The following is a 23408-nucleotide window of genomic DNA, read 5'->3' on the forward strand; positions in this document are numbered from 1 at the left end:
ACGCCCCGCTGCTCGCTCCCTCTGCGGAAGTGCCCGGCCCCTACGAACGTGCGGGGACGGGCACTTCCCGCATCCCGGCGGAGTCGGGCTTCGGCTTGCGCACGAGCACGCCGACCCCGGCAACGAGCGCCAGCACGGCCACGACCACGCCGTAGCCGACGGCGGTGGACATCAGGCCGAACGATCCGGCCGCCACCCCGGCGGCCATCGCGGGCACCGAGAACGCGAAGTAGCAGACGACGAAGGTCGTCGCGAAGATCCGGCCGCGCTCATGGGGTCGGCCGAGCGAGCCGACGACGCCCATGGCCGCGACGAAGGTCGAGCCCCAGCCGAAACCGGCGACGGCGGTACCCGCGTAGTACACCGCGACCCATCCCGTGAGGAGCGCCGTGATCACCGCGGCCAGTCCCGTCGCGAGCAGCACGGCCCCGAGGACCACGATGCGATGCGGGTCGCGGCGGGCCGTGGTGGTCGCCGCGACGGTGCCCGCCGTGAAGAGGGTGCCGATCGCCAGGCCCGCGGCGAGACGGTTGTCGATACCGAACACCGAGTCGACGATCGACGGTCCCAGCGACATGTACAGCCCGCCGAGCGCCCACGCCGACATCAGGCTGGGCAGGATGAGCAGATAGCGGCCCCGGACCTCACGGGGCACCGACGCGCTCGGCACCAGGCTCCGCAGGGCGTCGCGTCGCGACGGGAAACCCACCGACGGCGACGTCTCCGGCACGAAGATCAGCGCAATCGCCAGCACGACGGCGAGAACGCCGACGACCGCATAGCTCAGGACCGTCGGGAACGGCGCGAACTGCACGAGCACGCCCGCTCCCGCCGCGCCGAGCGCGAGGCCGAGCGACGGCGCCGCGGTGTTGATCAGCGGGCCGATGTGTCTGTTCGGCTGCATCTCGATCACGGCGGCGGCCAGCGCGCTCGTCGCCGCGCCCACCGCGAGACCCTGCAGGATCCGCGCGAGAATCAGCCACCCCACGCCCGGGGAGGCGATGAACACCACCATGCTCGCCGCGAGCAGCAGCAGGGCCGTCACGATCACGGGTCTGCGCCCGACGTGGTCGGACAGCGACCCCACCGTCACGAGCGCCGCGAGCAGTGCGAGCACGTAGACCGCGAACACCACCGTGAGCATCGCCGCGGAGAATCCCCACATCTGCTGGTAGACGGGATACAGCGGTGACGGTGCCGACGACGACGCGGTGAGGGTGAACGCTCCCAGGCCGACCACGGCGAAACCGAACGAGCGGATACGGCCGCGGGGCTGTACGGGAGCAGTCATCGAACCTCCAGAAGGTGATCGGCGCGTTCCACGCGAGAGACGAACGGCGTGTCCCACGCGGAAACGAACGATGCGCCCCCGCGCGAATTGGTGAACACCCCTTCACCAACATACTTCGCTCGACGAAGTATTCCTCCGGCCACCCACCCGGCTGCTCGGACACTCAGAGGGAGGTGGCGTCCTCGACGTCCTCGTCGCGCATGTCACCGGGCGCCGCGAGCAGGGCGCGACCGGCGGCGAAGACCGTCGCTGCCGGCGGCAACTCTCCGGGCACACCGCTGCGGAAGACCTCGACACGGCCCGAACCCGAGGCGGGTCGCCCGAGCGCATCGATCCGGCGCAGCGTCTGCCGTGCGACGGCCTCGGCGCTGTCGAACAGGCGCACTCCGGCCGGCAGGTGTTCGGTGATGGTGTCGGCGACCAGCGGATAGTGGGTGCAGCCGAGAACCACACCCTGGACGTCCCGAGGGGTGCGCTCGGCCGCGGAGGCGACCGCTGCGGCGACAGCCACACGATCGCCCGCATCGATGGCGTCGGCGAGTCCGTGACACGCCACCCCGACGACCTCGGACCCGTTCGCGAACTGCTCGATCAGATTCGCCTGGTACCTGCTCGCGGTGGTCGCGGCGGTGGCCCAGATCGCCACCGAATCGCACGCCGCGGCCGCGGGCTTGACCGCCGGGACCGTGCCCACCACGGGCACCGACGGACCGAGATCGGCCCGGACGTGTTCGAGGGCGGTCACCGATGCGGTGTTGCACGGGAGCACGACCACCTCGGCGCCGCGGTCGACGGCGCGGCGAGCGGTGGTGACGACCCGGTCGATCACCCAGTCCGGTGACTTCGGTCCCCACGGGGCGCCGTCGGGATCCGTCGACAACATGAGGTCGAGATCGGGACGCAACCGTCGCAGCCACGCGGACGTCGGCAACAGCCCGAGACCCGAGTCGATGAGCGCAACGATCACCCTACGAATCTAGCGGGTCGCGCGTCGCCGGCCCGAGTGCGGTCGGTGCGGCGCGCAACCCCACTCCCCTAGACCGTCGCCGCGAGCAGCTCGTCGATCGGGGCACCCGCAGCGATCTTCGCGCGCGACTTCATGACCAGCGCGGGCAGGCCGCCGCCCACCGCGCCGACGAGTCTGCCGTCGCGCTCGTAGTACGCGAGGAACTTGCGGCCGTCGTCGCGCACGACGTGCACCGTGTCGTCGGCCGTGACCGCACCGAGGCCCTGGATCTTGATGTCGTACTGGTCGCTCCAGAAGTAGGGCACCTGCGCGGCCGCGCCGGCCTCGACGCCCATGATGGTCTTCGCGAGGACGGATGCCTGTTCGCCGGCGTTCGTCCAGTGCTCGATGCGCCTGCGTCCACCGGCCGGCACCTGCCAGGACGCGACGTCGCCGACCGCCCACACGTGCGGGGTGGAGGTGCGGCCCGTGCCGTCGCAGACGACTCCGTTCTCGATCTCGACGCCCGAGCCCTCGAGCCACTCGGTGGCCGGGATCGAACCGATACCGAGCACCACGAGATCGACGTCGATCTCGCTGCCGTCGCCGAGGAGGGCCGAGGTGACACGCTCGTCGCCGCGGATCTCCGACAGACCGACCCCGGCACGCACGTCGACACCCTCGGCGGTATGCAGGCGGGTGACGAGAGCACCGACCTCGGCACCGAGCACCGACGCGAGCGGGGTGGGCTGCGGTTCGACCAGCACGACCTCCACCTCGCGCGACCGCAGGCTCGCCGCGACCTCGCACCCGATGAATCCGGCGCCGACCACGAGCGCGCGGGCACCCGGGACGATCGCCTCACGCAGCGCGCGGCTGTCCTCGAGCGACCGCAGGACGTGGACTCCTGTCAGATCGGGCAGACCGGGGATGCGGCGGGGCCGCAGACCCGTAGCAACGACGAGTTCGTCGTAGCCGAGTTCGGTGCCGTCCGCGAGGGTGAGGGTGCGCGCCGCGGTGTCGACCGAGCGGGCCGCGGCACCGAGCTTCAGCTCGATGCGGTTCTCGTCGAAGAACTCGCTCGGACGGAGGGTCGTGTCGTCACGGTCGCCGCGCAGGACCTCCTTGGACAGGGGCGGGCGGTCGTAGGGCAGGTGCGTCTCGTCGCCGACGAGCACGAGTTCGCCCTCGTATCCGGCGCGGCGCAGCTCCTCGGCGGTACGCACCGCCGCCAGGCCGGCGCCCACGACGACGACACGCTCCGGCGTACTCTCGGTCTCCCGCTCGTTCGACACCCTCGCCCCATCCTTCGCTTCGTCTGTGACACGAATGCTCGTGCCGCGCGGTAGTGATACATCCCACCCTGCGTCCCACGTTCTTACCAAACGGCGACGGCGGGCGACAGACCTACGTCGGCCGTTAGAGTTCGAGGCACCGTGAGGACAATGGGATCGAGCACGGAATACGACCGGTACACCTACCTGGGAGCCCTCATGACCAGCGACAGCGGCGCAGGTATCAGCCGCATACAGTTCGGCGCCGGAACCTCCTCCGGACCCGCCGACCCGCAGGGCCGCACGATCATCGCGGACGCGGTGGTGGCCAAGATCGCGGGGCTCGCGACCCGCGAGATCAGCGGCGTCATCGAGGTGGGCGCCGGCACCGCCCGCGTCGTGGGCGCGTTGCGCGACCGCATCCCCGGTGCGCGCATCAACCACGGCCAGGGTGTCGCCGTCGAGGTCGGTGAACGTCAGGCCGCGATCGACATCGGCATCGTCGCCGAATACGGCGTCGCGCTGCACGAACTCGCCGTCGCCATCCGGCACAACGTCATCGCCGCGGTCGAGCGCATGACAGGACTCGAGGTCACCGAGGTCAACATCACGGTCTTCGACGTCATGCTCCACGAAGAGGCCGCGGCCCTCACCGACGACGCCAAACCCCGCGTGCAGTGAACCCCGGATCCGCAGCGCACGCGAGCGCGGCCGACCTGGTCGCGGACGCCGCGCTGTCCGTTCCCGGCGTCGTGGGTCTGCACCGCGGCGCATTCGGGGAGGTCGCCACCTACCTACCCGGGCGACGCGTCGAAGGTGTGCGGCTGACCGATCGGCTGTGCGCGGTGCACATCGTCGTGCGGATCCCCGCCGATCTCCCGGCCGTCGCCGACGCCGTCCGCGTCCGGGTGTCCCCGCTGGTGGACGTGCCCGTCCAGGTGACGATCGAAGACGTCCACGCCGGTGAACGAGAAGGAGCCCCATCGTGAACCACACACCCGTCAGCAACACCGTCGTCGGACTCCTCGCGGGGCTGCTCCTGGCCCTCGCCGGCATCATCGGCGGGTTCAGCGGCCTACTGTTCGCCGTGCTGCTCGGCGCGCTCGGTGCCGCGATCGGCGCCCACCGCGACGGCCACCTCGACCTCGGCGCCCTGCTGAGGAGTCGGGGCCGTGGCTGACCCCACCGCACCCGACGTCGGGACATCCGACGATGCCGCACCCGCGGAGACCGGTTCCGGGACCGGAGTCGTGCCGCCGGGCGAACGCGGCAGCCTCGTCGTCAAGGACCGCGCGATCGAACGCATCGCCGCGGCCGCCGCGCTCGGCGTCCCCGGTGTGGTGCGGCACAGCGGAGGCGGCATCCTGCGTCTCACCGGACGCGACCTGCCCCGGGCCGACGTCACCACCGGCGCGAAGGCCGTCGCGGTGAATCTCTACATCGCCGCCGAATGGCCGTACGACGCGGCGATGCTCACCCGCAGGGTCCACGACGCGGTCGAACGCCAGCTGCACGACCTGACGGGCATGCGGATCAGCGAACTCAACGTGCTCATCGTCGCGACCGCGCTCGTCGAGGACGGCGAGACCGACGAGGCTCAGCCACCCGTCGAGTACCTGGAATCCGACATCGTCGCGGCGCGGACCACCCCGCATCCCGACATCCCCACCGTCGCTCCCCTGCCGCCGCTGGCGCCGCCCGCGGCCGCACCCGCCGCCGCGATCGTCGCGATCGCGGCACTCGCCCTGTCGTTCGTCGCTGCCCGGGAATTGCTCATCGTCAACGGGACATACGGCGGCGCCCCGTGGCTGCGCAACTCCTTCGAGTGGTTCGGCCGCCTGCACTGGCACACCTGGCTCGCGCCGATCGCCGCGGTGTGCCTCGTCCTCGGAATCGTCCTGATCGTCGTCTCGCTCAAACCCCGTCGCCGGACGCATGTCCCACTGCAGGTCGCGGGACCGGTGCCGACGGTGTGGATGCGGCGCACCGACGTCGCACGCATGTGCAGCGCCCACGCATCCGCGCTCACCGGCGTGCGCACGGCCCGCACGGTCGTCGATCGTCGCCGTGCCGTGGTGCGTATCTCGATCGAGGACGAGACACCGATCGACGAGATCACCGCCTCCGTGCGCGGCGCGGTCGCCCCGAACCTCGCGGCGCTCGCCGACCCCGTCGAACTCGTGGTGGAGGTGGCGCGGTGAAACTTCGTACCGTGCTGGCGAATCGGCTCGTCACCTTCCTGACGGGCCTCGCGCTCGCCGGTGCCGGCGCATTCGCCCTCGCCTGGGTGTGGCAGGTTCCCGCCGCCCGCGAACAGCTCTCGCGTCTCGACCGTCCCCGCGTGACCGACATTCCGGACCAGTCGTGGTGGACGCCGGCCCTGTGGTCGGTCTTCGCGGGCGGACTCGTGCTCGGCATCGCGTTGCTCGCCGTCAACCTGTCGCGCCGGCGCACCTCGACCGTGCAGCTCTACGACCAGGTCACCGACGCCACTCTCGGTGTCGAACTCGGTCCCGTCGCCGACGGTGTGGCAGCCGAACTCGCCGCCCTACCCGGCGTGCGGGCCGTGCGCGGACGCGCCGTGGTCGAACGCCACCTGCCGACGCTCTCGGTGGTGGTGCACGCCGACCCGACCATCGACGTCACCGAACTGACGGAGGCCGCCGAGGATGCCGCCCAGCGGGTCGCGCGTGCTCTCGGTGGGGCGCACGTCGCGACGCAGGTCCTGGTACATCTCGACCCGGCCGTCGACGTCCACTGAGCCCACCCCGCCCGGGCCGGCTCAGCTTCGGGCCGCGTCCACGAGGTCGTGCTCGACGCGGTAGTCCACGCGCATCCGGTCGATCGCCACGTCGCGCACCTTGTACGCCCGCTGCGTGGTGCGTTCGAGGTCCGGGTAGCGGAGTTCCTGGACGCGGGTGACGAGCGCGAGCAGCGGCCCGACGCGTCCGAGGAGGTGCTTGAGCGGACTGTCGGGGATGTGCAGGGCGTCGGCGTCGGCGTCGCCGATGAACACCCGCTGCAGCGAGTGCATCACCGTGCGGGCGACCGCCGTCCGGATCGGTGCGGTGCCCGGCAACAGGTTCGCCAGTTCCGGGACGAGATACTGCTCGGTCAGTGCGGTGACGAATTCCCGGTCCTCGTCGCTGGGGCCCGGCGAGGTGAGCCTGTAGAGGTCCTCGACCGCGATGTGGTCGCGTTCGGTACGCAGGCCCAGTTCCTCGCCCATCCCGATCACGTGCCCGACATATCGCCACAGGTGGTAGATGTCGTCGAGTTCGCGATCGGTGAAGCGCACCCCGAGGATCTGCATCGCCTCGACCGCGATGTGGCCGAACTCGGCCATCGTCAGCGCCATGTACGACTGCGGGATCGGCACGCCCCAGGCGTCCTCGTCCCACACTCCGCTCGCGAGGATGCCCTTGCGCACGTGGGCGTGGATCAGGCGTACCCGCACCGTGAACGCGAATCCGCCTCCGTCGCGTCGCATCCCACCGCGGGTGAGGACGTGCCGCAGCCACTCCCCGACCTCCACGGACCGCACGGCCGGCCGACTCACGTAGCGCCCCGTCAGCGCGAGAGGCTTTCCGGCGATGAAGTTTCCGGCACCGCGCAGCAGCGACGCGGCACCGAGCACCATGCCGAGGATCGGGGTGTGCCGGACGAGCGCATCGGCGGCGTTGTCGATGCGGTCGTGGTCGACCCAGGCGGGTTCGTCGTCGAGGAAGGCGAACAGCTCGCGCAGGGAATCGGGTGCCCCGGGGACCGCGTCGACGCCGTCGGCGAGTGCGACCCGCACGGCGTCGGTCGCGGAGTTCGGACCGAAGTCGTCGTTCACCACGGCGTCGGCCAGGGGGTCCGCCTGCCACATGCCGTCGAGCCAGCGCTCACCGAGATCGGCGTATCGGCGCACCGCAAGGTCGGCGTTGACGAGATCACGTGGGATACGTCGCTCCATACATCCATGGAAACACGAGGAATCCTCACTTACTATTCACTTTTCATGAGCTCCCCGCGCGGTGACAGAACCGCAGGCAAAGCACCTCGGAAGCGACCTGTCCAGCAGCGGAGTCACGACACCCGCAAGTTGCTCCTCACCTCTGCGCACGAGTTGCTCGAGCGCAGCCCCACCGCGCGGATCAGTACCACGGCACTCGCCGAGCACGCCCACGTGAGCATCGGGACGGTCTACCGGTACTTCCCCGACGTCGACGCCGTGCTCGACGAACTCCGTATGACCGCCGTCCACGCAATCACCACCTCGCTGTCCACCGCCATCGGGCGGGCGATGGACCAGGAACCGGCGGAGGCGATGGTGACGGTCGTGGAGAGCCTCACCGCCGTGTTCGAGAAACACGCTGCGGTACTCCGGGTGTCGTACACCTCGGAGGAGATCGAGTTCGGGCTCGCGTGGGCCGAGGTCGAAGGTCCGCTGCGGCCGCTGGGGCGCATCATCCCGGCGCGGCTGCGACCCGATCTCGACGACGCAGCACTCGACGATCTCGTCTTCATCGTGATGGGAGCGACGGCGAGCCTGTGCTCGCGGATCGCCCTCCTACGTCCCCGGAGATCCGATCGGACGCAGATGGTTGCGATGACGGCGCGGATGCTCCTCGCCGCGATCGAGAGCGCCTGATCGGGAGAGCGCCGACCACACGGCGCGGTTGACAAGAGTACTTCACATACGGGGCGGTCGTTTTTCGACCCGAAAACAGACCCGATGTCCTGCCGAACGGCACATACTGATCACTGTCGTCCTCACACCGTCGTCTCGACCGGGAAGAATGCCGTGCGCCGATTACCGATCGTGTTGTCCGCCGTGATGCTCACCGTCGTGGCCGCCTGCGGCAACGACACCGCCGAAGAATCACCGCCGGCCGCAACATCCGAGGCGACGGCTACGGATTCGACCGCTACCGGCGAGGCGCCCGCCGACGAGTTCCAGGACGTGCTCGACCGCATGCGCGAGGAGGTCGGTTTCCCCGGAGTCGTTGCGCGCGTGGTCACTCCGGACTACGAATGGACCGGTGCGTCCGGCACGATCGGTGCGGATCGATCGGAGGAGCCCGGCCCCGACGATCACACCCGTATCGGCAGCATCACGAAAACGATGACGGTCACCGCTCTGCTGCAACTGGCGGAGGACGACGAATTGTCGCTCGAGGATCCGATCGGCCGCTATGTGCCGGGTCTGCCGAACGGGGACACCGCCACTCTGGGGCAGCTGGCCTCGATGGTGAGCGGTATCCCCAGCTATACCTTCGACGAGGAATTCCAGCAGCGGCTCTTCGCCGATCCGGAGGCCCCGTGGACCCCGGACCAGCTCCTCGACTTCGTGCGCGGCGACGCACCGAACTTCGCTCCCGGCGAGCGGTTCGAGTACTCGAACACCAACTTCATCGCGCTCGGGCTGGTCGTCGAGCAGGTTTCCGGGCAGAGCCTGCACGAGTACTTCCGGGTGAACGTCTTCGAGCCCCTGGGCATGGCCGAGACCGTCATGCCCACCGACGCGGCGATCGCGTCACCGCACCTGTACGGGATCACCGAACAGGGACAGCCGGACGGGCAGACGGCCGATGCGACCGACTGGAACCCGTCGTGGGGATGGTCGGCCGGCGCGGTGATCTCCACGGTCGACGATCTCGAGTTGTGGGGCACGGCCCTCGGGACGGGCGAGGGCATCCTCTCCCCCGAGATGCAGCAGCTCCGTCTCGATTCGTTCCTGTTCGACATCCCCGGTGCGACCGACACCCGCGCCTACGGTCTCGGGCTCGGTATCGAGAACGGCTGGCTCGGCCACACGGGCGAGCTCCCCGGTTTCAACACCTACGTGGGATATCTGCCCGAACGGCAGGCCGTGGTCGTCGCTGCCGTGAACAGCGACATCCCGACCGCCGACGGGGAGGAACCGGTGACCCCCGTGGCGAACCAGCTGAAGGAGATCGTCGGCTGATCGCCGTGATCCCGAAACGCCGAACGGCGCCCACCCCGGAGGGTGGACGCCGTTCGAGCGTCAGTGAGGACTAGCTCACTTGATGATCCCGTAGGCGGTGCCTACTTGATGATCTTCGTGACGCGACCGGCGCCGACGGTGCGGCCACCCTCGCGGATCGCGAAGCGGAGGCCCTCGTCCATGGCGACCGGCTGGATCAGCTTGACGGACATCTCGGTGTTGTCACCGGGCATGACCATCTCGGTGCCCTCGGGGAGGGTAACAACGCCCGTCACGTCCGTGGTACGGAAGTAGAACTGCGGACGGTAGTTGTTGAAGAACGGCGTGTGGCGGCCGCCCTCCTCCTTGTTGAGGATGTAGGCCTGGCCCTCGAACTCCGTGTGGGGAGTCGTGGTGCCCGGCTTGACGACGACCTGGCCGCGCTCGACGTCCTCGCGCTTGATGCCGCGGACGAGGAGACCGACGTTGTCGCCGGCCTGGCCCTGGTCGAGCAGCTTGCGGAACATCTCGATGCCGGTGACCGTGGTCTTGGTCGACTCGGGGCGGATGCCGACGATCTCGACCTCTTCGTTGACGTTGATCACGCCACGCTCGATACGGCCGGTGACGACGGTGCCACGACCCGTGATGGTGAAGACGTCCTCGACGGGCATGAGGAACGGCTTGTCGGTCTCACGGACCGGGTCCGGGATGGAGTCGTCGACGGCCTGCATGAGGTCGACGATCGACTGGACCCACTTCTCGTCACCCTCGAGAGCCTTGAGAGCGGAGATCGGGACGACCGGAGCGTTCTCGTCGAACTCCTGCGAAGCGAGGAGCTCGCGCACCTCCATCTCGACGAGCTCGAGGATTTCCTCGTCGTCGACCATGTCGGCCTTGTTCAGGGCGACGAGGATGTAGGGAACGCCGACCTGACGGGCGAGCAGCACGTGCTCACGCGTCTGGGGCATCGGGCCGTCGGTGGCGGCCACGACCAGGATCGCGCCGTCCATCTGGGCGGCACCGGTGATCATGTTCTTGATGTAGTCCGCGTGACCCGGGGCGTCGACGTGCGCGTAGTGGCGCTTGTCGGTCTGGTACTCGACGTGGGAGATGTTGATCGTGATACCACGAGCCTTCTCCTCAGGTGCCTTGTCGATCTGATCGAAAGCGAAGCTCTCGTTCAGGTCGGGGAACTTGTCGGCAAGCACCTTGGTGATCGCAGCCGTGGTGGTGGTCTTGCCGTGGTCGACGTGACCGATGGTGCCGATGTTCACGTGCGGCTTGGTCCGCTCGAACTTCGCCTTCGCCACTGGATGTCCTCCTGGACTGTTGTTGCTTGCTGTATGCAGCAGTGCGGTTTGTATTACTTGGTCGTGCAGGTGACCGAGGGATAACCCGGAGGCTACTCGCCGGTCGCCTTGGCGATGATTTCCTTCGCGACGTTCGAGGGAACCTCTGCGTAGGAATCGAACACCATGGAGAAGTTCGCACGACCCTGGGTCTTCGACCGCAGATCGCCGATGTAACCGAACATCTCCGAGAGCGGAACCAGCGCCTTCACGACACGGGCACCACTGCGTTCCTCCATGGCCTGGATCTGGCCACGGCGGGAGTTCAGGTCGCCGATCACTTCACCCATGTAGTCCTCGGGCGTGGTGACCTCGACCGCCATGAGGGGCTCGAGGATCACCGGGGCGGCCTTGCGGGCCGCTTCCTTCAGTGCCTGCGAGCCGGCGATCTTGAACGCCATTTCGGACGAGTCGACGTCGTGGTACGCACCGTCGATGAGGGTGACCTTCAGGTTCACCAGCGGGTAGCCGGCGAGCACGCCGTACTGCATGGCGTCCTGAGCACCCGCGTCGACCGACGGGATGTACTCGCGCGGGATGCGACCGCCGGTGACCTTGTTCTCGAACTCGTAGGTCGCGCCGTCCTCGCCGACGAACGGCGAGAGGCCGATGATGACCTTTGCGAACTGACCCGAGCCACCGGTCTGCTTCTTGTGCGTGAACTCGAGCTTCTCGACCGGCTTGGTGATCGTCTCGCGGTACGCGACCTGCGGCTTGCCGACGTTGGCCTCGACCTTGAACTCGCGCTTCATGCGGTCGACGAGGATGTCGAGGTGGAGCTCGCCCATACCGCCGATGACGGTCTGGCCGGTCTCGTCGTCGAGCTCGACCGAGAAGGTCGGGTCCTCTTCGGCGAGCTTCTGGATGGCCGTCGACAGCTTCTCCTGGTCGGCCTTCGACTTCGGCTCGATGGAGACCTGGATGACCGGGTCCGGGAAGGTCATCGACTCGAGGACGATCGGGGCGTCCTGCGCGCACAGGGTGTCGCCGGTCGTGGTGTCCTTCAGGCCGATCATCGCGTAGATGTGGCCCGCGACCGCCTCGTCGACCGGGTTCTCCTTGTTGGCGTGCATCTGGAACAGCTTGCCGACGCGCTCCTTCTTGCCCTTGGTCGAGTTGAGCACCTGGGTGCCCGAGTCGATCCGGCCGGAGTACACGCGGACGAAGGTCAGCTTGCCGAAGAAGGGGTGCGCAGCGATCTTGAAGGCGAGAGCCGAGAAGGGCTCCTCCTTCGAAGGCTTACGACGCAGTTCCTCTTCTTCGTTACCGACCTGATGGCCGATGACGTCGCCGATGTCGAGCGGGTTCGGCAGGTAGTCGATGACCGCGTCGAGCATGGGCTGGATGCCCTTGTTCTTGAAGGCGGAGCCGCACAGCACCGGGTAGAGCTCGGAGTTGACGGTCATCTTGCGGATGGCCGCCTTGATCTCGGCGACGGTGAGTTCCTCGCCGCCGAAGTACTTCTCCATGAGCTCTTCGTCGGACTCGGCGACCGTCTCGAGCAGCTTCTCGCGGTACTCGGCAGCCTTGTCGGCGAGGTCGGCCGGGATCTCCTCGACCGTGGCCTCGGTGCCGATGTCGGTGGTGCCACGCCAGGTGAGCGCCTTCATCTCGACGAGGTCGACGACGCCGTCGAAGGCATCCTCGGCACCGATGGGGAGCTGGAGGACCAGCGGCTTCGCGCCCAGGCGATCGATGATCGTCTGCACGGTGAAGTAGAAGTCCGCGCCCATCTTGTCCATCTTGTTGACGAAGCAGATGCGCGGAACGTCGTACTTGGCAGCCTGGCGCCAGACCTGCTCGGACTGGGGCTCGACGCCCTCCTTGCCGTCGAACACGGCGACTGCGCCGTCGAGGACGCGCAGCGACCGCTCGACCTCGACCGTGAAGTCGACGTGGCCGGGGGTGTCGATGATGTTGATCTGGTTCTTGTTCCAGAAACAGGTCACAGCAGCGGAGGTGATGGTGATACCACGCTCCTTCTCCTGCTCCATCCAGTCGGTGGTCGAGGCACCGTCGTGCGTCTCACCGATCTTGTAGTTGACACCGGTGTAGAAGAGGATGCGCTCGGTGGTGGTGGTCTTGCCGGCATCGATGTGCGCCATGATGCCGATGTTGCGGACCTTGTTCAGGTCGGTCAGCACTTCCTGTGCCACAGGTAACCCCGCTCGTAGCTCGTGTCGGTCCTTGGGTGCGGACCACATGTTCTTGTGTTGTCAGCCGGCCTTTACGGGACCGACACAGTTGTGCGAGCAGCCGACCGGGAGGTCCGTGATGACGGCATCTCCCGGTCGGCGACGACTCACCAGCGGTAGTGCGCGAACGCCTTGTTGGCTTCAGCCATCTTGTGCGTGTCCTCGCGGCGCTTCACGGATGCGCCGAGGCCGTTGCTCGCGTCGAGGAGCTCGTTGGCGAGCCGCTCGACCATGGTCTTCTCGCGACGCTGACGCGCGAACGTCACCAGCCAGCGCAGGGCGAGGGTGGTGGAACGACCGGGGCGAACCTCGACCGGCACCTGGTAGGTGGCACCACCGACGCGACGGCTGCGGACCTCGAGGGCGGGCTTGACGTTGTCGAGCGCGCGCTTGAGGGTGACGACCGGATCGGTGCCGGTCTTCTCGCGAGCCTGCTCGAGCGCCTGGTAGACGATGCGCTCGGCGGTGGACTTCTTGCCGTCCAGCAGGATCTTGTTGACCAGCTGGGTGACCAGCGGCGAACCGTAGACCGGATCGGCGATCAGCGGGCGCTTGGGAGCGGGACCTTTACGTGGCATCAGCCCTTCTCCTTCTTCGCTCCGTAGCGGCTGCGAGCCTGCTTGCGGTTCTTGACACCCTGGGTGTCGAGCGAGCCGCGGATGATCTTGTAGCGCACACCCGGGAGGTCCTTCACACGACCGCCACGCACGAGCACCATCGAGTGCTCCTGGAGGTTGTGGCCCTCACCGGGGATGTAGGCGGTGACCTCGACCTGGGAGGTCAGGCGCACACGGGCGACCTTACGGAGAGCCGAGTTCGGCTTCTTCGGGGTGGTGGTGTACACGCGAGTGCACACACCGCGACGCTGGGGGCTGCCCTTGAGCGCCGCGCTCTTGACCTTGGCGGCCTTGTCGCGGCGGCCCTTGCGGACCAGCTGATTGATGGTTGGCATTAACCGGCTTTCTTCGTTGTCTGAAGCTGCTCACTTCGAGCAACCTCGGCTGTTCTGAAATTAGGGATCCATCGGTTGGGGCAAGAAAGCTGCTGCCCCGCACTCGCCCCTCGTGTGCACACGAGGTCGGGTGTGTCGCGTACCCCCACACAGGCAGCCGGGGGCTCGTTCCTGCAGATATCTACAGACCACGCGCACGGCACTACCTCGCATAGGCACACAGACCGGCCCGGGCATGCCGGACACGACCCACAACGATACCCGGCGTGCGCGCATGAGGTCAAAGTGAGGAGCACGCACCCTCCCGAGGATCCGCACACACCGTCAACTGCTGAGGTTCAGTGTGAGCCGGGCCAACGTAGCAGCAGCTTCACACGGGTCCGCTCCCCCGGAGGTGTACTGCACCCACCAGCCGAAGATGCCGGTCGTCGACGCCCCGGAACTGACCCCGCACGACAGCGGATCGCCGGGTCGGCGCATCTGCAGTGCCCGCCGGCCCTCGATGGTCGTGTTCTCGATCTCGTAGCCGAGCCCCTCGGCGGCGGCGCGTTCGTGGTCGAGGGAACCGGTCTCGAACCAGTTGAAGGTGACCTTCACTACTCCAGTGGGCCCCTCGCCGTCCCAGCGGCAGATCGCACCGAAGAACCCGCGATAGACGTAGTCCGCGCCCACGGCCTCGGCGATCTTCTCGTCGGCGACCGCATCGCACTCGGTGAGCAGCCGGGTGAACTCGGCGCCCGTGCCGCCGCCGATCCCCTCCGGGACGGCCCGCCCCTCGATGGTGCGGGTACATCCGGTGAGCAGAGCACCCGTCGTGAGGACGGTCGCGAGTGCGGCACCCCAGCGGCGGGCGTTCACTTCTGCACCCTTTCCACACTCGTGGTGGCCAGTCCGCGAGCGACGACGCAGGCGTCGGCGACGGGCGTGAGGTTCGAGTACGAGACCGACCAGTGGACGAAGTCGCCGCCGAACTCCACGCCGATCTCGCACAGCGTCGTCTGCCCCAGCTCGTTCTGATAGGACCCCATGAAACCCGACCGTCCCCCGATCTCGACGTCGGCGGCGGGCCGGCCGATGAGATCGGAGCCGGCGCGTTCGCGGCCGATGGGACTTCCCCGGTACCACGAGAAGCTCACGCTGGGGCCGCCGACGTAGATCTCCCACTCGCAGCCCACCGAGTTGCGCGTCACCGTCGTGAAACTGCCGAGACCGAAAGCCGCCGCCACCTCGTCGTCGGACATCGCGCCGCACTCGTCGAACAGCGGGCCGGGGTCGGTGACAGACGCGGTCGGCGAGGTCTCGACCTGTCCGGCGTCGTCGGAGTTCCCGCACGCCGCCGCACCGAGACCCATGAGACCGACCGTCGCCACGGCAGCCGCCGTCCTTCCGATGCGCGGGAGAGGCATGGCGGGAAGACTACCGAGCCGGGCCCACCTGTGTGCGACGACTCGAGGACTCCCGGAGCACCTCGTCGAGCTGCGCGGCCCAGTGACGGACGATCTCCCGCCGGCGGGCCGAGTCGTCCGTCAGCACGTCGGCCAGGCCGAGGCCGCGCGCGAGATCCAGGGTCGCCTGCACCGTCCGGTGCACGACCGGGTCGGTGTCGTCGGCACCGAGCTGCTCGACGGCCACCGCGTGCGAGACACGGCCGAACTTCTCCTCGAGCGGCAGGAGCATCTCGCGCAGAGCCGGATCGGCCGCCGCGGCCGTCCACACCTGCAGGGCGGCCTTGAACATGTTGCCGGTGCATTGGTCGACGATGCGCTCGACCACCGCCTCCGTGCGGCCGACGCCCTCGGGCACGTCGAACGGTTCGGTGCGGACCCGCTCGATGCGACTGTCGAACATGAACTCGAGCGATGCGGTGATGAGATCCTCCCTGGTCGGGAAGTGATGCTGGGCGGCCCCGCGCGACACTCCTGCCCGCTCGGCGACCACACTCACCGTGGTTGCGGCCCAACCGGATTCGACGAGGCAGTCGATCGTCGCCTCGAGCAGTCGCCGCCGCGTGGCGCGGCTGCGGTCCTGCTTCGGTTCTCGCGCCATCGGGACTCCTGTTCCTGCCTGTCCTGTCACGACCCCGTGGTCACGACCGTTCCGTCACGACTGATCTTCCGCCGAACGGGTATTCGTGCGACCCCGAGACCGTACGCAAAGGTCATCATCCGTACACTCGTATAACAGGTCGGGGGGAAAGGGGAGCACCACGTGGCGACCACCGTCAGGCGCGAGGACTACTTCGACGCCGCGCTGGCCATCCTGGCCACCAACGACCATGCCGGACTCAAGCAGGCACGGTTGTGCAGTCACCTCGAGGTGACGACCGGCTCGTTCTACAACTATTTCGAGAGCTGGGCGCAGTTCAAGACCGAATTCCTCCAGCACTGGCTCGAGAGCCAGACGCTCCAGCTCGCCGCCGCGGCGCGCCTCGAGGGTTCGATGACCCGGCGGCTCCGGTTGCTCGTCGAATTCGCGTGCAGCCTCCCCCACTCCGCCGAGTCCGCCATCCGCGGTTGGTCGCACAGCGACTCCGGCGTCCACGAGGTGCAGAGCGAGGTCGACGACCTGCGGTACGCGGTGGTGGCCGAAGCGGTGGCCCAGTACCTCGGTTCGAGGGACCAGGCCGAGCGGTTCGCGCGGCTGGCCCTGTACACGCTCGTGGGCTACCAGCAGACCGTGCCGCTGCAGGACGTGAGCTCGTTGCGGTGGTCCCTCGCCTATCTGCTGGGGACGCTGCTCCCAGCGGAGGAGGCGACCGGTTTCTTCCCGCCGGATTCCTTCCCGCCGAACATCGGAACCTCCGGGTTCGAGGTGTCGAACCCCGAAACCTCGAACCCGGAAACATCCGACTCGGAAGCGTCGGCCTAGTACGACTTCGGCAGGCCCAGCGAGTGCTGGGCCACGAAGTTGAGGATCATCTCCCGGCTGACCGGCGCCACGCGTGCGATGCGCGCGGCGCCGAGCATCGCCGCGAGGCCGTACTCCCGAGTGAGGCCGGCACCGCCGTGGGTCTGGATCGCCTGGTCCAGCGAGGCGATCGCAGCCTCACCCGCGGCGTACTTGGCCATGTTCGCGGCCTCGGCGGCCCCGAAGTCGTCGCCGCTGTCGTAGAGGACGGCGGCCTTCTGCATCATGAGCTTGGCGAGTTCGAGCTCGATCCGGCGCTGCGCCAGCGGGTGCGCGATGCCCTGGTGCGCACCGATGGGCTGCTTCCAGACGGTCCGCTCGTTGGCGTAGCGCACCGCGGCGTCGAGGGCGTACCGGCCCATACCCACTGCCATCGCCGCGCCCATGATCCGTTCGGGGTTCAGTCCGGCGAACAGCTGCATGAGCGCGGCCTCCGGCTCACCGACGAGTGCGTCGGCGGGAAGTCGGACGTCGTCGAAGAACAGGGAGAACTGGTAGTCCGGCTCGAGGATGTCCATCTCCATGGGCGTCTTCGTGAAGCCCGGGGCATCGGTCGGCACGATGAACAGGGCCGGACGGAGCTTGCCGGTCTTCGCGTCCTCGGTGCGGGAGACGACGAGCACGGCGTCGGCCTGGTCGACACCGGAGATGTAGACCTTGCTGCCGGAGAGGATCCAGTCGTCACCGTCGCGGCGCGCGATCGTGGTGATGTTGTGCGAGTTGGATCCGGCGTCGGCCTCGGTGATGCCGAAGGCCATGATGCAAGAGCCGTCGGCGAGGCCGGGCAGCCATTCCTGCTTCTGAGCGTCGGTGCCGTACTTGGAGATGATGGTGCCGCAGATCGCCGGTGAAACCACGACGAGCAGCAGCCCGGCGCCCTTCGCGGAGAGCTCCTCCTGCACCAGCGCGAGTTCGTAGATGCCGGCGCCGCCGCCTCCGTACTGCTCCGGAAGGTTCACGCCGAGGAAGCCGAGCTTGGCCGCCTCCGCCCACAATTCGGTGAGCGGCTCGTGCGCGCGCGACTTGGGAAGTACGTAGTCGACGTAGTTGTAGCGCTCGGCCAGAGCCGCCACCGCAGCGCGTAGTTCCTTCTGTTCTTCGGTCTCGATGATGCTCATGGGGATGCCTTCCGGGTCGGGTGAGAGGACGCGCGGCCGTGGGCGGTCGCATGAGGGAACAGGTGGGTCAGGCGCCGTAACCCAGCCGCTTGGCGGCGAGTTCGGTGAGGATCTCTGTGGTGCCACCACCGATGCCGAGGATGCGCATGTCGCGGTACTGCCGTTCGACCTCCGATTCGGCCATGTACCCGAGGCCGCCGAACAACTGAACCGCCTGGTCGGCGACCCATTCGCCGGCCTCGACCGCGGTGTTCTTCGCGAAACATACCTCGGCGATCAGGTCGGTCTCTCCCGCCACGGCGCGCTCGGTGACGTGCCGCGTGTAGACGCGCGCGACGTCGACGCGACGCGCCATCTCGGACAGGGTGCGCTGCACGGCCTGGCGGGTGATCAGCGGCCGGCCGAAGGTCTCGCGGTCGCGGCACCACGCGACGGTCAGGTCCAGGCACCGCTGCGCACCAGAATAGGCCTGGGCGGCGAGGGCGATCCGCTCGGAGACGAAACCCTGTGCGATCTGCCAGAATCCGGTGTTCTCCGCGCCGACGAGGTTGGTGACCGGTACGCGGACGTCGGCGAAGGACAACTCGGCGGTGTCCGACGCGCGCCATCCCATCTTGTCGAGCTTGCGGGAGACGGTGAAACCCGGTGTGCCCTTCTCGATCACGAGCAACGAGACTCCCCCGGCGCCGGGACCTCCGGTGCGGACGGCGGTGACCACGAAGTCGGCGCGGCATCCCGAGGTGATGTAGGTCTTCGCGCCGTTGACGACGTAGTGGTCGCCGTCTCGCACCGCGGTGGTGGTCAGATGACCGACGTCCGATCCGCCGCCCGGTTCGGTGATCGCGAGGGACCCGACGAGTTCGCCTGCGAGAGTGGGCCGTACCCACTTGTCGATCTGATCGGGATCGCCGGCCGCGATGAGGTGCGGCAGGGCGATGCCGCACGTGAACAGTGATGCGAACGCGCCGCCCGAGGCCCCCGCCTCGTGGAACGCCTCGCACACGGTGAGCGTGTCGGCGCCGTCGCCACCGGAACCGCCGACCTCCTCGGGGAATCCGGCGCCGAGCAGGCCGATCTTCGCGGCCTCGACGTGCAGTTCGCGGGGCAGTTCGCCGGCGCGCTCCCAGTCGTCGAGGTGGGGCAGGATCTCACGCTTCACGAAACCGGTGACGGTCTCGCGGAGGGCGAGACGCTCGGGGGTGGTCCACATCTTCACGGTGTCTCCGAACTCACGATGTCTCCGATGGTGTTTTCGGTCGAGGATGGTGTTTCGGTCGAAGATGTCTCGGCCGGAGGTGTCTCGACTGTGGGGCGGGCGGTCTCAGGTGGCGGACGAGCCGGGCTCGCGCCCGGCGCCGGGGGCACCGGCGAAGGCCTGCGCGAGGCCGAGCCATTCCTCCGCGTCCGGGCCGTCGGCGACGAGGGCGGTGTCGTCGCGGTGGATGCGCTGGGTGACGAGCAGGCAGAAGTCCAGGGCCGGGCCGGTGACCGACTGCGCGGCGTCCTCCGGACCCCATTCCCAGCTGTCCCCGTCGGGGGCGGTAAGCACGACGCGGAACGGCTCGGCCGGGGGCTTCCGGTCGCGGATGACGTACGCGAAGTCGCGCGTCCGCACCCCCAGGTGCGCGACGTTCTTCAGGCGCGCGGTGGGCGTGCGGGTGACACCGAGGGCGTCGGCGACGTCACCCCCGTGCGCCCAGGTCTCCATGAGCCGCGCGGTCGCCATCGACGCCGGCGACATCGGCGGTCCGAACCACAGGATCTTCGTACCCCGCGGGAGTTCGGCGAGCGCGTCGGCGAGTTCGCGGCGGGTGTCGCGCCAGTCGGCGAGCAACTCCGCGGGCGGCCGGCCCGCCTGTTTCGCGGCACCGACGTCGACGAATCCCAGCGGGTCGCCGAACGCCGCTTCGACCATCTTCACGAAGGCGTCCGGGTCACGGACGGCGGTGAGCGCCGCCCGGTCGGTCCACAACAGGTGGCCGATCTGGTGGGCGATGGTCCAACCCTCCGCCGGAGTGGGCAGCGCCCAGCTCTCGTCGGGCAGGTTCGCAACGAGAGCGTCGAGATCGTCGCCCTCCGCGCGGAGATCGTCGAGCACGGTGTGCAGATCGGACATGCGGCAAGCGTCACACGTCACAGCTCTAAAATCAAGCACGCGTGATTGTTTTTTGCGGCAGACGTCGTCCGGGCCTGTCGGACAGACTGACGGGATGGCCGACGACTCCCGCACGCACACCGTCGGGCCTGTCGTTGCGGTCCTCACCGCGGTGTTGTCGATGCAGTTCGGGGCGGCCTTCGCCGCGACCCTGTTCGGCCGGGCGGGCGCCCTCGGCACGGTGACCCTGCGCCTGCTGTTCGCGGCCGTGATCCTCTGCGCGTTCACCCGGCCCCGGCCGCGGACGTGGACACCGGAACAGTGGCGGGCGGTGGTGACACTGGGCGCGAGTCTCGCGCTGATGAACACGGCCTTCTACGGGGGGCTGACGCGGCTGCCCCTCGCCGCAACCGTCACCATCGAGTTCCTCGGCCCACTCGGACTGGCCGCGATCCTGTCCCGACGCCTCCGCGACGCCCTGTGGGTGGTGCTCGCGTTGGCCGGAGTGGTCCTGCTCGGCGTGGGTGACGGTGCCGGACTGTCCACCGGTCTCGATCCCCTCGGGGTCGCCTTCACGCTGGTCGCCGCATCGGGGTGGGCCTGGTACATCATCGCCGGCTCACGTGTGGCGACGACCCTGCCCGGATCGGCCGGACTGGCGGGAGCGACGACGATCGCGGCAGTCGTCGTCCTGCCGTTCGGCGCGGCGACCGCCGGCACCGAGCTCCTCCGGCCCGACCTCGCGCTCGCAGGACTCGCCGTGGCGCTGCTGTCGTCGGCGATCCCGTACACCCTCGAGATCCGTGCCCTGCGCGACCTGCCGAAGAAGGTGTTCGCGATCCTCATCGCGCTCGAGCCCGCTGCCGCAGCGCTCGCCGGCGCTCTGGTGCTGGGGCAGGTCGTCGAACCTCTCGCCCTCGTAGGCATCGCACTCGTCGTGGTCGCGGGAGCCGGCGCGTTGCAGCACTCGCGCGCGTGACCCGGTACCGGATGCAGGCCCGGTCAGCGGGTACGGGTGATCAGTCGGACCAACTCCCCCGCCGGACCGGACAACACCCGCGGCGGCCTCCAGACCGCGCGGAGCACACGCTGCAGGTCGAGTCCGTCCACCGCGACCGCGACGAGCCGGCCGGAGTCCAGATACTCCTCCACCGCCAGGGTGCTCAGCACCGCCGGGCCCGTGCCCCCGAGCACACTCGTGCGGACCGCGGCTCCGCTCCCGAGTTCGAGCAGCGGTGCGGCCCGGTCGTACTCCTGCAACGCGAGGTCGAGGGTGCGGCGGGTACCGGACCCCTCCTCGCGGACGACCAGTGGTGTCGCCGCGAACTCGGCCACGGTGAGCGGGCGCCGCCGCCGTGCCCACGGATGCTGCGGCGGGACGACCACGACCAGGCGGTCGCGTGCCACCGCGACACTGTGCAGTCCCTCCGGAACCGTCGGCCCCTCGACGAACCCGACGTCGCATCCGCCCTCGGCGACGACGTCACACACCCGCATCGAGTTGTGGACCTGCAACTGGATCTGGACGTCGTCGCGGAGCGTGCGGAAGGCGCCGAGCCACCGCGGGATGAGGTGTTCGGCGACCGTCATCGACGCCGCGACCACCAGTTCGGGTTGCTGTTCGACGCGCAGTGCTGCAGCGGCGTCGAGGAGGCGTTCCGCGTCGGCCAGGACCTCCCGCGCCCAGTGCGCGACCACCGTGCCCTCCGGGGTGAGCACCGAACCCGTGCGGCCCCGCCGCACGAGGACCGCGCCGAGTTGCCGTTCGAGCCGGCGCAGCATGCGGGTCGCGTTGGGCTGGGCGAGACCGGCCGCGCGGGCCGCGGCGCCGAGCCCGCCCCGGTCGTCGACCCCGACGAGCAGTTCCAGAGCGACGAGATCCGGCCAGCTGGTCATGCACGAACGATATGCCGGACCCTCTGCACATATCCATTCGATATGAGCTCATGTCCGATCGACGGCTGGTGCGGACACCGCTGCAACGGAAGAGTCGAGGCATGCTCACCGTCCACGCGCCCGTGTCCCGGCCCACCGTCGTCCCGGGTCTCCTGGTGGCCGCGGCGGGCGCGGTCGTCGCACTGGGAGCAGCGCACCTGATCCCCGGGGCGAGCCCGTTGCTCGTCGCGATCGTCCTGGGTGTGGTCGTGGCGAACGTCGGTCTGCCCGCACCGGTGGTCGAGGTTCTGGAGCCGGGTCTGGGTACGGCATCGAAGCGGTTGCTCCGAGTGGGCGTCGCGCTGCTCGGCGTGCAGCTCGCGGTCTCCGATCTCGTCGACCTCGGGTGGGGCACAGCGATCGTCGCGGCGACCGTCGTCGTCGCGGGCATCGGCGGCTCGCTCGCCTTCGGCCGGTGGCTCGGGGTGGGCTGGACCCAGCGCCTGCTCATCGCGTGCGGCTTCTCGATCTGTGGAGCCGCGGCCGCGGCGGCGGTCGACGGTGTGATCGATTCGCGCAAACGCGAACTCGTCACCACCGTCGCATTGGTGGTCGTCTTCGGCACCGCGATGATCCCGCTCGTTCCGCTCGCCGCCGGGATGCTCGGGCTGACCCCCGGGACCGCCGGTCTGTGGGCGGGTGCGGCGATCCACGAGGTCGCCCAGGTCGTCGCGACCGGCACCGCTCTCGAGGCCACCGCCGGTGGGGTGCTCGCCGCGGCCGTGACGGTCAAGCTCGCGCGGGTGGCACTGCTGGCTCCGGTCGTGGCGATCGTCGGGGTCGTCGCCCGGCGGCGCGGTGAGGGCCGCCGCGACGAGCGCACTCCCCCGATCGTGCCGGTCTTCCTGCTGGGCTTCCTCGCGTGTGTCGCGCTGCGCTCGACCGGACTGCTCGATCCGATCGTGGTGGAGGCTGCGGGCACGGTGCAGAGGGCACTGCTGACGGTCGCGATGTTCGCCCTGGGCGCGGGGGTGCGCCGGGAGGTGCTTCGCGGGGTCGGATGGCGCCCGATCGCACTCGCGGCAGCGGCGACCGTCTGGGTCGCGGCGATAGCCCTGATCGGCGTGTTGTCACTCAGCGGGCGGTGACGATCAGGACGGCCGACGAGATCGCGAGCACCACGACCGTGGCGGAGACCGCGACGTTGCGCCACCAGAAATAGGGCGCGCGACCCGCGACCAGACCGCGCACTCGCGCGCGGTGACCGATCCGGGAGGCGAGCAGCACCGCCAGCACGGGCACGAGGCAGATCAGGCCGATCGACGCGACCACGGCACCCGGGCCCGGCACGAACCGCATGAATCCGAGCACCACCGCACCGAGCACCGAGGCGGTGCGCAGCCACGCCAGACTCGTCCGTTCGGGCTGCAGACCGACGTCGCCGTGCCGCAGATCGTCCCGGCTCACGGTG

General features: G+C 68.9%; 26 protein-coding genes. 10 read left to right on the top strand and 16 right to left on the bottom strand.

Translation table 11 applies throughout. From position 1 onward, the window contains the following. Positions 1-40: 40 nt before the first annotated feature. The 3 genes from AC0LPE_RS17605 to AC0LPE_RS17615 all read right to left on the bottom strand — a co-directional run bounded on the left by AC0LPE_RS17605 (position 41) and on the right by AC0LPE_RS17615 (position 3532). Entirely contained in the window at positions 41-1291 is a 1251-nt protein-coding gene (locus AC0LPE_RS17605; RefSeq protein ID WP_016690903.1) for an MFS transporter, read from the bottom strand. 163 nt (positions 1292-1454) lie between these two features. Next, on the bottom strand, positions 1455-2258 hold the full coding sequence (locus tag AC0LPE_RS17610; protein WP_033096093.1) for a glutamate racemase: 804 nt from the start codon (positions 2256-2258) through the stop codon (positions 1455-1457). A 68-nt stretch (positions 2259-2326) separates the two neighbouring features. Next, positions 2327-3532 (bottom strand): NAD(P)/FAD-dependent oxidoreductase, encoded by a 1206-nt coding sequence (locus AC0LPE_RS17615; protein ID WP_490604902.1) that lies wholly within the window; start codon positions 3530-3532, stop codon positions 2327-2329. A 198-nt stretch (positions 3533-3730) separates the two neighbouring features. On the opposite strand from AC0LPE_RS17615, the gene AC0LPE_RS17620 reads away from it, so the two are divergent. The 5 genes from AC0LPE_RS17620 to AC0LPE_RS17640 are packed head-to-tail and all read left to right on the top strand — an operon-like array spanning position 3731 to position 6272. Next, positions 3731-4192: an Asp23/Gls24 family envelope stress response protein gene (locus AC0LPE_RS17620; RefSeq protein ID WP_026060889.1), complete on the top strand. Its 462-nt coding sequence runs from the start codon at positions 3731-3733 to the stop codon at positions 4190-4192. Beyond that, positions 4189-4500: a hypothetical protein gene (locus tag AC0LPE_RS17625; protein ID WP_160875233.1), complete on the top strand. Its 312-nt coding sequence runs from the start codon at positions 4189-4191 to the stop codon at positions 4498-4500. The genes AC0LPE_RS17620 and AC0LPE_RS17625 overlap by 4 nt, the downstream gene beginning before the upstream one ends. Then, on the top strand, positions 4497-4691 hold the full coding sequence (locus AC0LPE_RS17630) for a hypothetical protein (protein WP_006552248.1): 195 nt from the start codon (positions 4497-4499) through the stop codon (positions 4689-4691). Before AC0LPE_RS17625 ends, AC0LPE_RS17630 begins: the two co-directional genes overlap by 4 nt. Next, positions 4684-5712 (top strand): DUF6286 domain-containing protein, encoded by a 1029-nt coding sequence (locus tag AC0LPE_RS17635; protein WP_490604903.1) that lies wholly within the window; start codon positions 4684-4686, stop codon positions 5710-5712. The genes AC0LPE_RS17630 and AC0LPE_RS17635 overlap by 8 nt, the downstream gene beginning before the upstream one ends. After that, entirely contained in the window at positions 5709-6272 is a 564-nt protein-coding gene (locus AC0LPE_RS17640) for a hypothetical protein (RefSeq protein WP_059383288.1), read from the top strand. The genes AC0LPE_RS17635 and AC0LPE_RS17640 overlap by 4 nt, the downstream gene beginning before the upstream one ends. A 21-nt stretch (positions 6273-6293) precedes the next feature. Here AC0LPE_RS17640 and AC0LPE_RS17645 read toward each other — a convergent pair whose 3' ends face one another. Continuing rightward, positions 6294-7469, bottom strand: a complete 1176-nt coding sequence (locus tag AC0LPE_RS17645; protein ID WP_490604904.1) for an oxygenase MpaB family protein — start codon at positions 7467-7469, stop codon at positions 6294-6296. A gap of 45 nt (positions 7470-7514) precedes the next feature. On the opposite strand from AC0LPE_RS17645, the gene AC0LPE_RS17650 reads away from it, so the two are divergent. Continuing rightward, positions 7515-8147, top strand: coding sequence for a TetR/AcrR family transcriptional regulator (locus AC0LPE_RS17650; protein ID WP_490604905.1), 633 nt, complete (start codon positions 7515-7517; stop codon positions 8145-8147). Between the two features lie 153 nt (positions 8148-8300). Then, positions 8301-9464: a serine hydrolase domain-containing protein gene (locus AC0LPE_RS17655; RefSeq protein ID WP_490604906.1), complete on the top strand. Its 1164-nt coding sequence runs from the start codon at positions 8301-8303 to the stop codon at positions 9462-9464. Between the two features lie 101 nt (positions 9465-9565). On the opposite strand, the gene tuf is transcribed toward AC0LPE_RS17655, so the two are convergent. The 7 genes from tuf to AC0LPE_RS17690 form a co-directional block, all read right to left on the bottom strand. After that, positions 9566-10756 carry an elongation factor Tu gene (gene tuf, locus AC0LPE_RS17660; RefSeq protein ID WP_016690893.1) on the bottom strand — a complete coding sequence of 397 codons (1191 nt, stop codon included), beginning with the start codon at positions 10754-10756 and terminating at the stop codon, positions 9566-9568. A gap of 92 nt (positions 10757-10848) precedes the next feature. Continuing rightward, complete coding sequence (gene fusA / locus AC0LPE_RS17665) at positions 10849-12951, bottom strand: elongation factor G (protein WP_024101663.1); 2103 nt, start codon at positions 12949-12951, stop codon at positions 10849-10851. A gap of 146 nt (positions 12952-13097) precedes the next feature. Beyond that, positions 13098-13568 carry a 30S ribosomal protein S7 gene (gene rpsG / locus AC0LPE_RS17670; protein WP_016690891.1) on the bottom strand — a complete coding sequence of 157 codons (471 nt, stop codon included), beginning with the start codon at positions 13566-13568 and terminating at the stop codon, positions 13098-13100. Then, the gene (gene rpsL / locus AC0LPE_RS17675; RefSeq protein WP_006552258.1) at positions 13568-13942 is read right to left on the bottom strand and encodes a 30S ribosomal protein S12; all 375 of its coding nucleotides are present in this window, start codon (positions 13940-13942) and stop codon (positions 13568-13570) included. Before rpsL ends, rpsG begins: the two co-directional genes overlap by 1 nt. A 324-nt stretch (positions 13943-14266) precedes the next feature. Next, positions 14267-14800 carry a DUF3558 domain-containing protein gene (locus tag AC0LPE_RS17680; protein ID WP_006552259.1) on the bottom strand — a complete coding sequence of 178 codons (534 nt, stop codon included), beginning with the start codon at positions 14798-14800 and terminating at the stop codon, positions 14267-14269. Then, positions 14797-15348: a DUF3558 domain-containing protein gene (locus tag AC0LPE_RS17685; RefSeq protein WP_051121622.1), complete on the bottom strand. Its 552-nt coding sequence runs from the start codon at positions 15346-15348 to the stop codon at positions 14797-14799. The genes AC0LPE_RS17680 and AC0LPE_RS17685 overlap by 4 nt, the downstream gene beginning before the upstream one ends. 10 nt (positions 15349-15358) lie before the next feature. Beyond that, positions 15359-15988: a TetR/AcrR family transcriptional regulator gene (locus AC0LPE_RS17690; protein WP_019291249.1), complete on the bottom strand. Its 630-nt coding sequence runs from the start codon at positions 15986-15988 to the stop codon at positions 15359-15361. Between the two features lie 162 nt (positions 15989-16150). On the opposite strand from AC0LPE_RS17690, the gene AC0LPE_RS17695 reads away from it, so the two are divergent. Continuing rightward, positions 16151-16810, top strand: coding sequence for a TetR/AcrR family transcriptional regulator (locus AC0LPE_RS17695; protein ID WP_121208906.1), 660 nt, complete (start codon positions 16151-16153; stop codon positions 16808-16810). Here the strand turns inward: AC0LPE_RS17695 and AC0LPE_RS17700 are convergent. From AC0LPE_RS17700 to AC0LPE_RS17710, 3 genes are all read right to left on the bottom strand, one after another. Continuing rightward, the gene (locus tag AC0LPE_RS17700; protein ID WP_006552263.1) at positions 16807-17967 is read right to left on the bottom strand and encodes an acyl-CoA dehydrogenase family protein; all 1161 of its coding nucleotides are present in this window, start codon (positions 17965-17967) and stop codon (positions 16807-16809) included. The genes AC0LPE_RS17695 and AC0LPE_RS17700 overlap by 4 nt on opposite strands. Before the next feature lie 67 nt (positions 17968-18034). Then, positions 18035-19183, bottom strand: coding sequence for an acyl-CoA dehydrogenase family protein (locus AC0LPE_RS17705; protein ID WP_490604907.1), 1149 nt, complete (start codon positions 19181-19183; stop codon positions 18035-18037). Positions 19184-19288: 105 nt separating this feature from the next. Beyond that, positions 19289-20083, bottom strand: a complete 795-nt coding sequence (locus AC0LPE_RS17710; protein WP_490604908.1) for a TIGR03084 family metal-binding protein — start codon at positions 20081-20083, stop codon at positions 19289-19291. 94 nt (positions 20084-20177) lie between these two features. Between AC0LPE_RS17710 and AC0LPE_RS17715 the strand changes: the two genes are divergently transcribed. Then, entirely contained in the window at positions 20178-21041 is an 864-nt protein-coding gene (locus AC0LPE_RS17715; protein ID WP_172414862.1) for an EamA family transporter, read from the top strand. A gap of 23 nt (positions 21042-21064) precedes the next feature. Here the strand turns inward: AC0LPE_RS17715 and AC0LPE_RS17720 are convergent, their stop codons facing one another. After that, a complete protein-coding gene (locus AC0LPE_RS17720) occupies positions 21065-21958 on the bottom strand; it encodes a LysR family transcriptional regulator (RefSeq protein ID WP_019291245.1) in 894 nt (297 codons plus the stop codon). Positions 21959-22059: 101 nt separating this feature from the next. On the opposite strand from AC0LPE_RS17720, the gene AC0LPE_RS17725 reads away from it, so the two are divergent. Then, positions 22060-23085 carry a YeiH family protein gene (locus tag AC0LPE_RS17725; RefSeq protein WP_490604909.1) on the top strand — a complete coding sequence of 342 codons (1026 nt, stop codon included), beginning with the start codon at positions 22060-22062 and terminating at the stop codon, positions 23083-23085. On the opposite strand, the gene AC0LPE_RS17730 is transcribed toward AC0LPE_RS17725, so the two are convergent. Then, positions 23072-23404 carry a DUF202 domain-containing protein gene (locus tag AC0LPE_RS17730; RefSeq protein ID WP_006552269.1) on the bottom strand — a complete coding sequence of 111 codons (333 nt, stop codon included), beginning with the start codon at positions 23402-23404 and terminating at the stop codon, positions 23072-23074. The genes AC0LPE_RS17725 and AC0LPE_RS17730 overlap by 14 nt on opposite strands. Between the last annotated feature and the right edge of the window lie 4 nt (positions 23405-23408).

It is taken from the genome of Rhodococcus sp. S3 (genome assembly GCF_058211795.1).

Excerpts from the sequence above, each read along its gene's own strand:
- AC0LPE_RS17605 (WP_016690903.1), bottom strand. The coding sequence starts at position 1,291 with ATGACTGCTCCCGTACAGCCCCGCGGCCGTATCCGCTCGTTCGGTTTC.
- AC0LPE_RS17620 (WP_026060889.1), top strand. The coding sequence starts at position 3,731 with ATGACCAGCGACAGCGGCGCAGGTATCAGCCGCATACAGTTCGGCGCC.
- AC0LPE_RS17645 (WP_490604904.1), bottom strand. The coding sequence starts at position 7,469 with ATGGAGCGACGTATCCCACGTGATCTCGTCAACGCCGACCTTGCGGTG.
- AC0LPE_RS17650 (WP_490604905.1), top strand. The coding sequence starts at position 7,515 with ATGAGCTCCCCGCGCGGTGACAGAACCGCAGGCAAAGCACCTCGGAAG.
- rpsG (WP_016690891.1), bottom strand. The coding sequence starts at position 13,568 with ATGCCACGTAAAGGTCCCGCTCCCAAGCGCCCGCTGATCGCCGATCCG.
- rpsL (WP_006552258.1), bottom strand. The coding sequence starts at position 13,942 with ATGCCAACCATCAATCAGCTGGTCCGCAAGGGCCGCCGCGACAAGGCC.
- AC0LPE_RS17685 (WP_051121622.1), bottom strand. The coding sequence starts at position 15,348 with ATGCCTCTCCCGCGCATCGGAAGGACGGCGGCTGCCGTGGCGACGGTC.
- AC0LPE_RS17690 (WP_019291249.1), bottom strand. The coding sequence starts at position 15,988 with ATGGCGCGAGAACCGAAGCAGGACCGCAGCCGCGCCACGCGGCGGCGA.
- AC0LPE_RS17700 (WP_006552263.1), bottom strand. The coding sequence starts at position 17,967 with ATGAGCATCATCGAGACCGAAGAACAGAAGGAACTACGCGCTGCGGTG.
- AC0LPE_RS17710 (WP_490604908.1), bottom strand. The coding sequence starts at position 20,083 with ATGTCCGATCTGCACACCGTGCTCGACGATCTCCGCGCGGAGGGCGAC.
- AC0LPE_RS17715 (WP_172414862.1), top strand. The coding sequence starts at position 20,178 with ATGGCCGACGACTCCCGCACGCACACCGTCGGGCCTGTCGTTGCGGTC.
- AC0LPE_RS17720 (WP_019291245.1), bottom strand. The coding sequence starts at position 21,958 with ATGACCAGCTGGCCGGATCTCGTCGCTCTGGAACTGCTCGTCGGGGTC.
- AC0LPE_RS17725 (WP_490604909.1), top strand. The coding sequence starts at position 22,060 with ATGCTCACCGTCCACGCGCCCGTGTCCCGGCCCACCGTCGTCCCGGGT.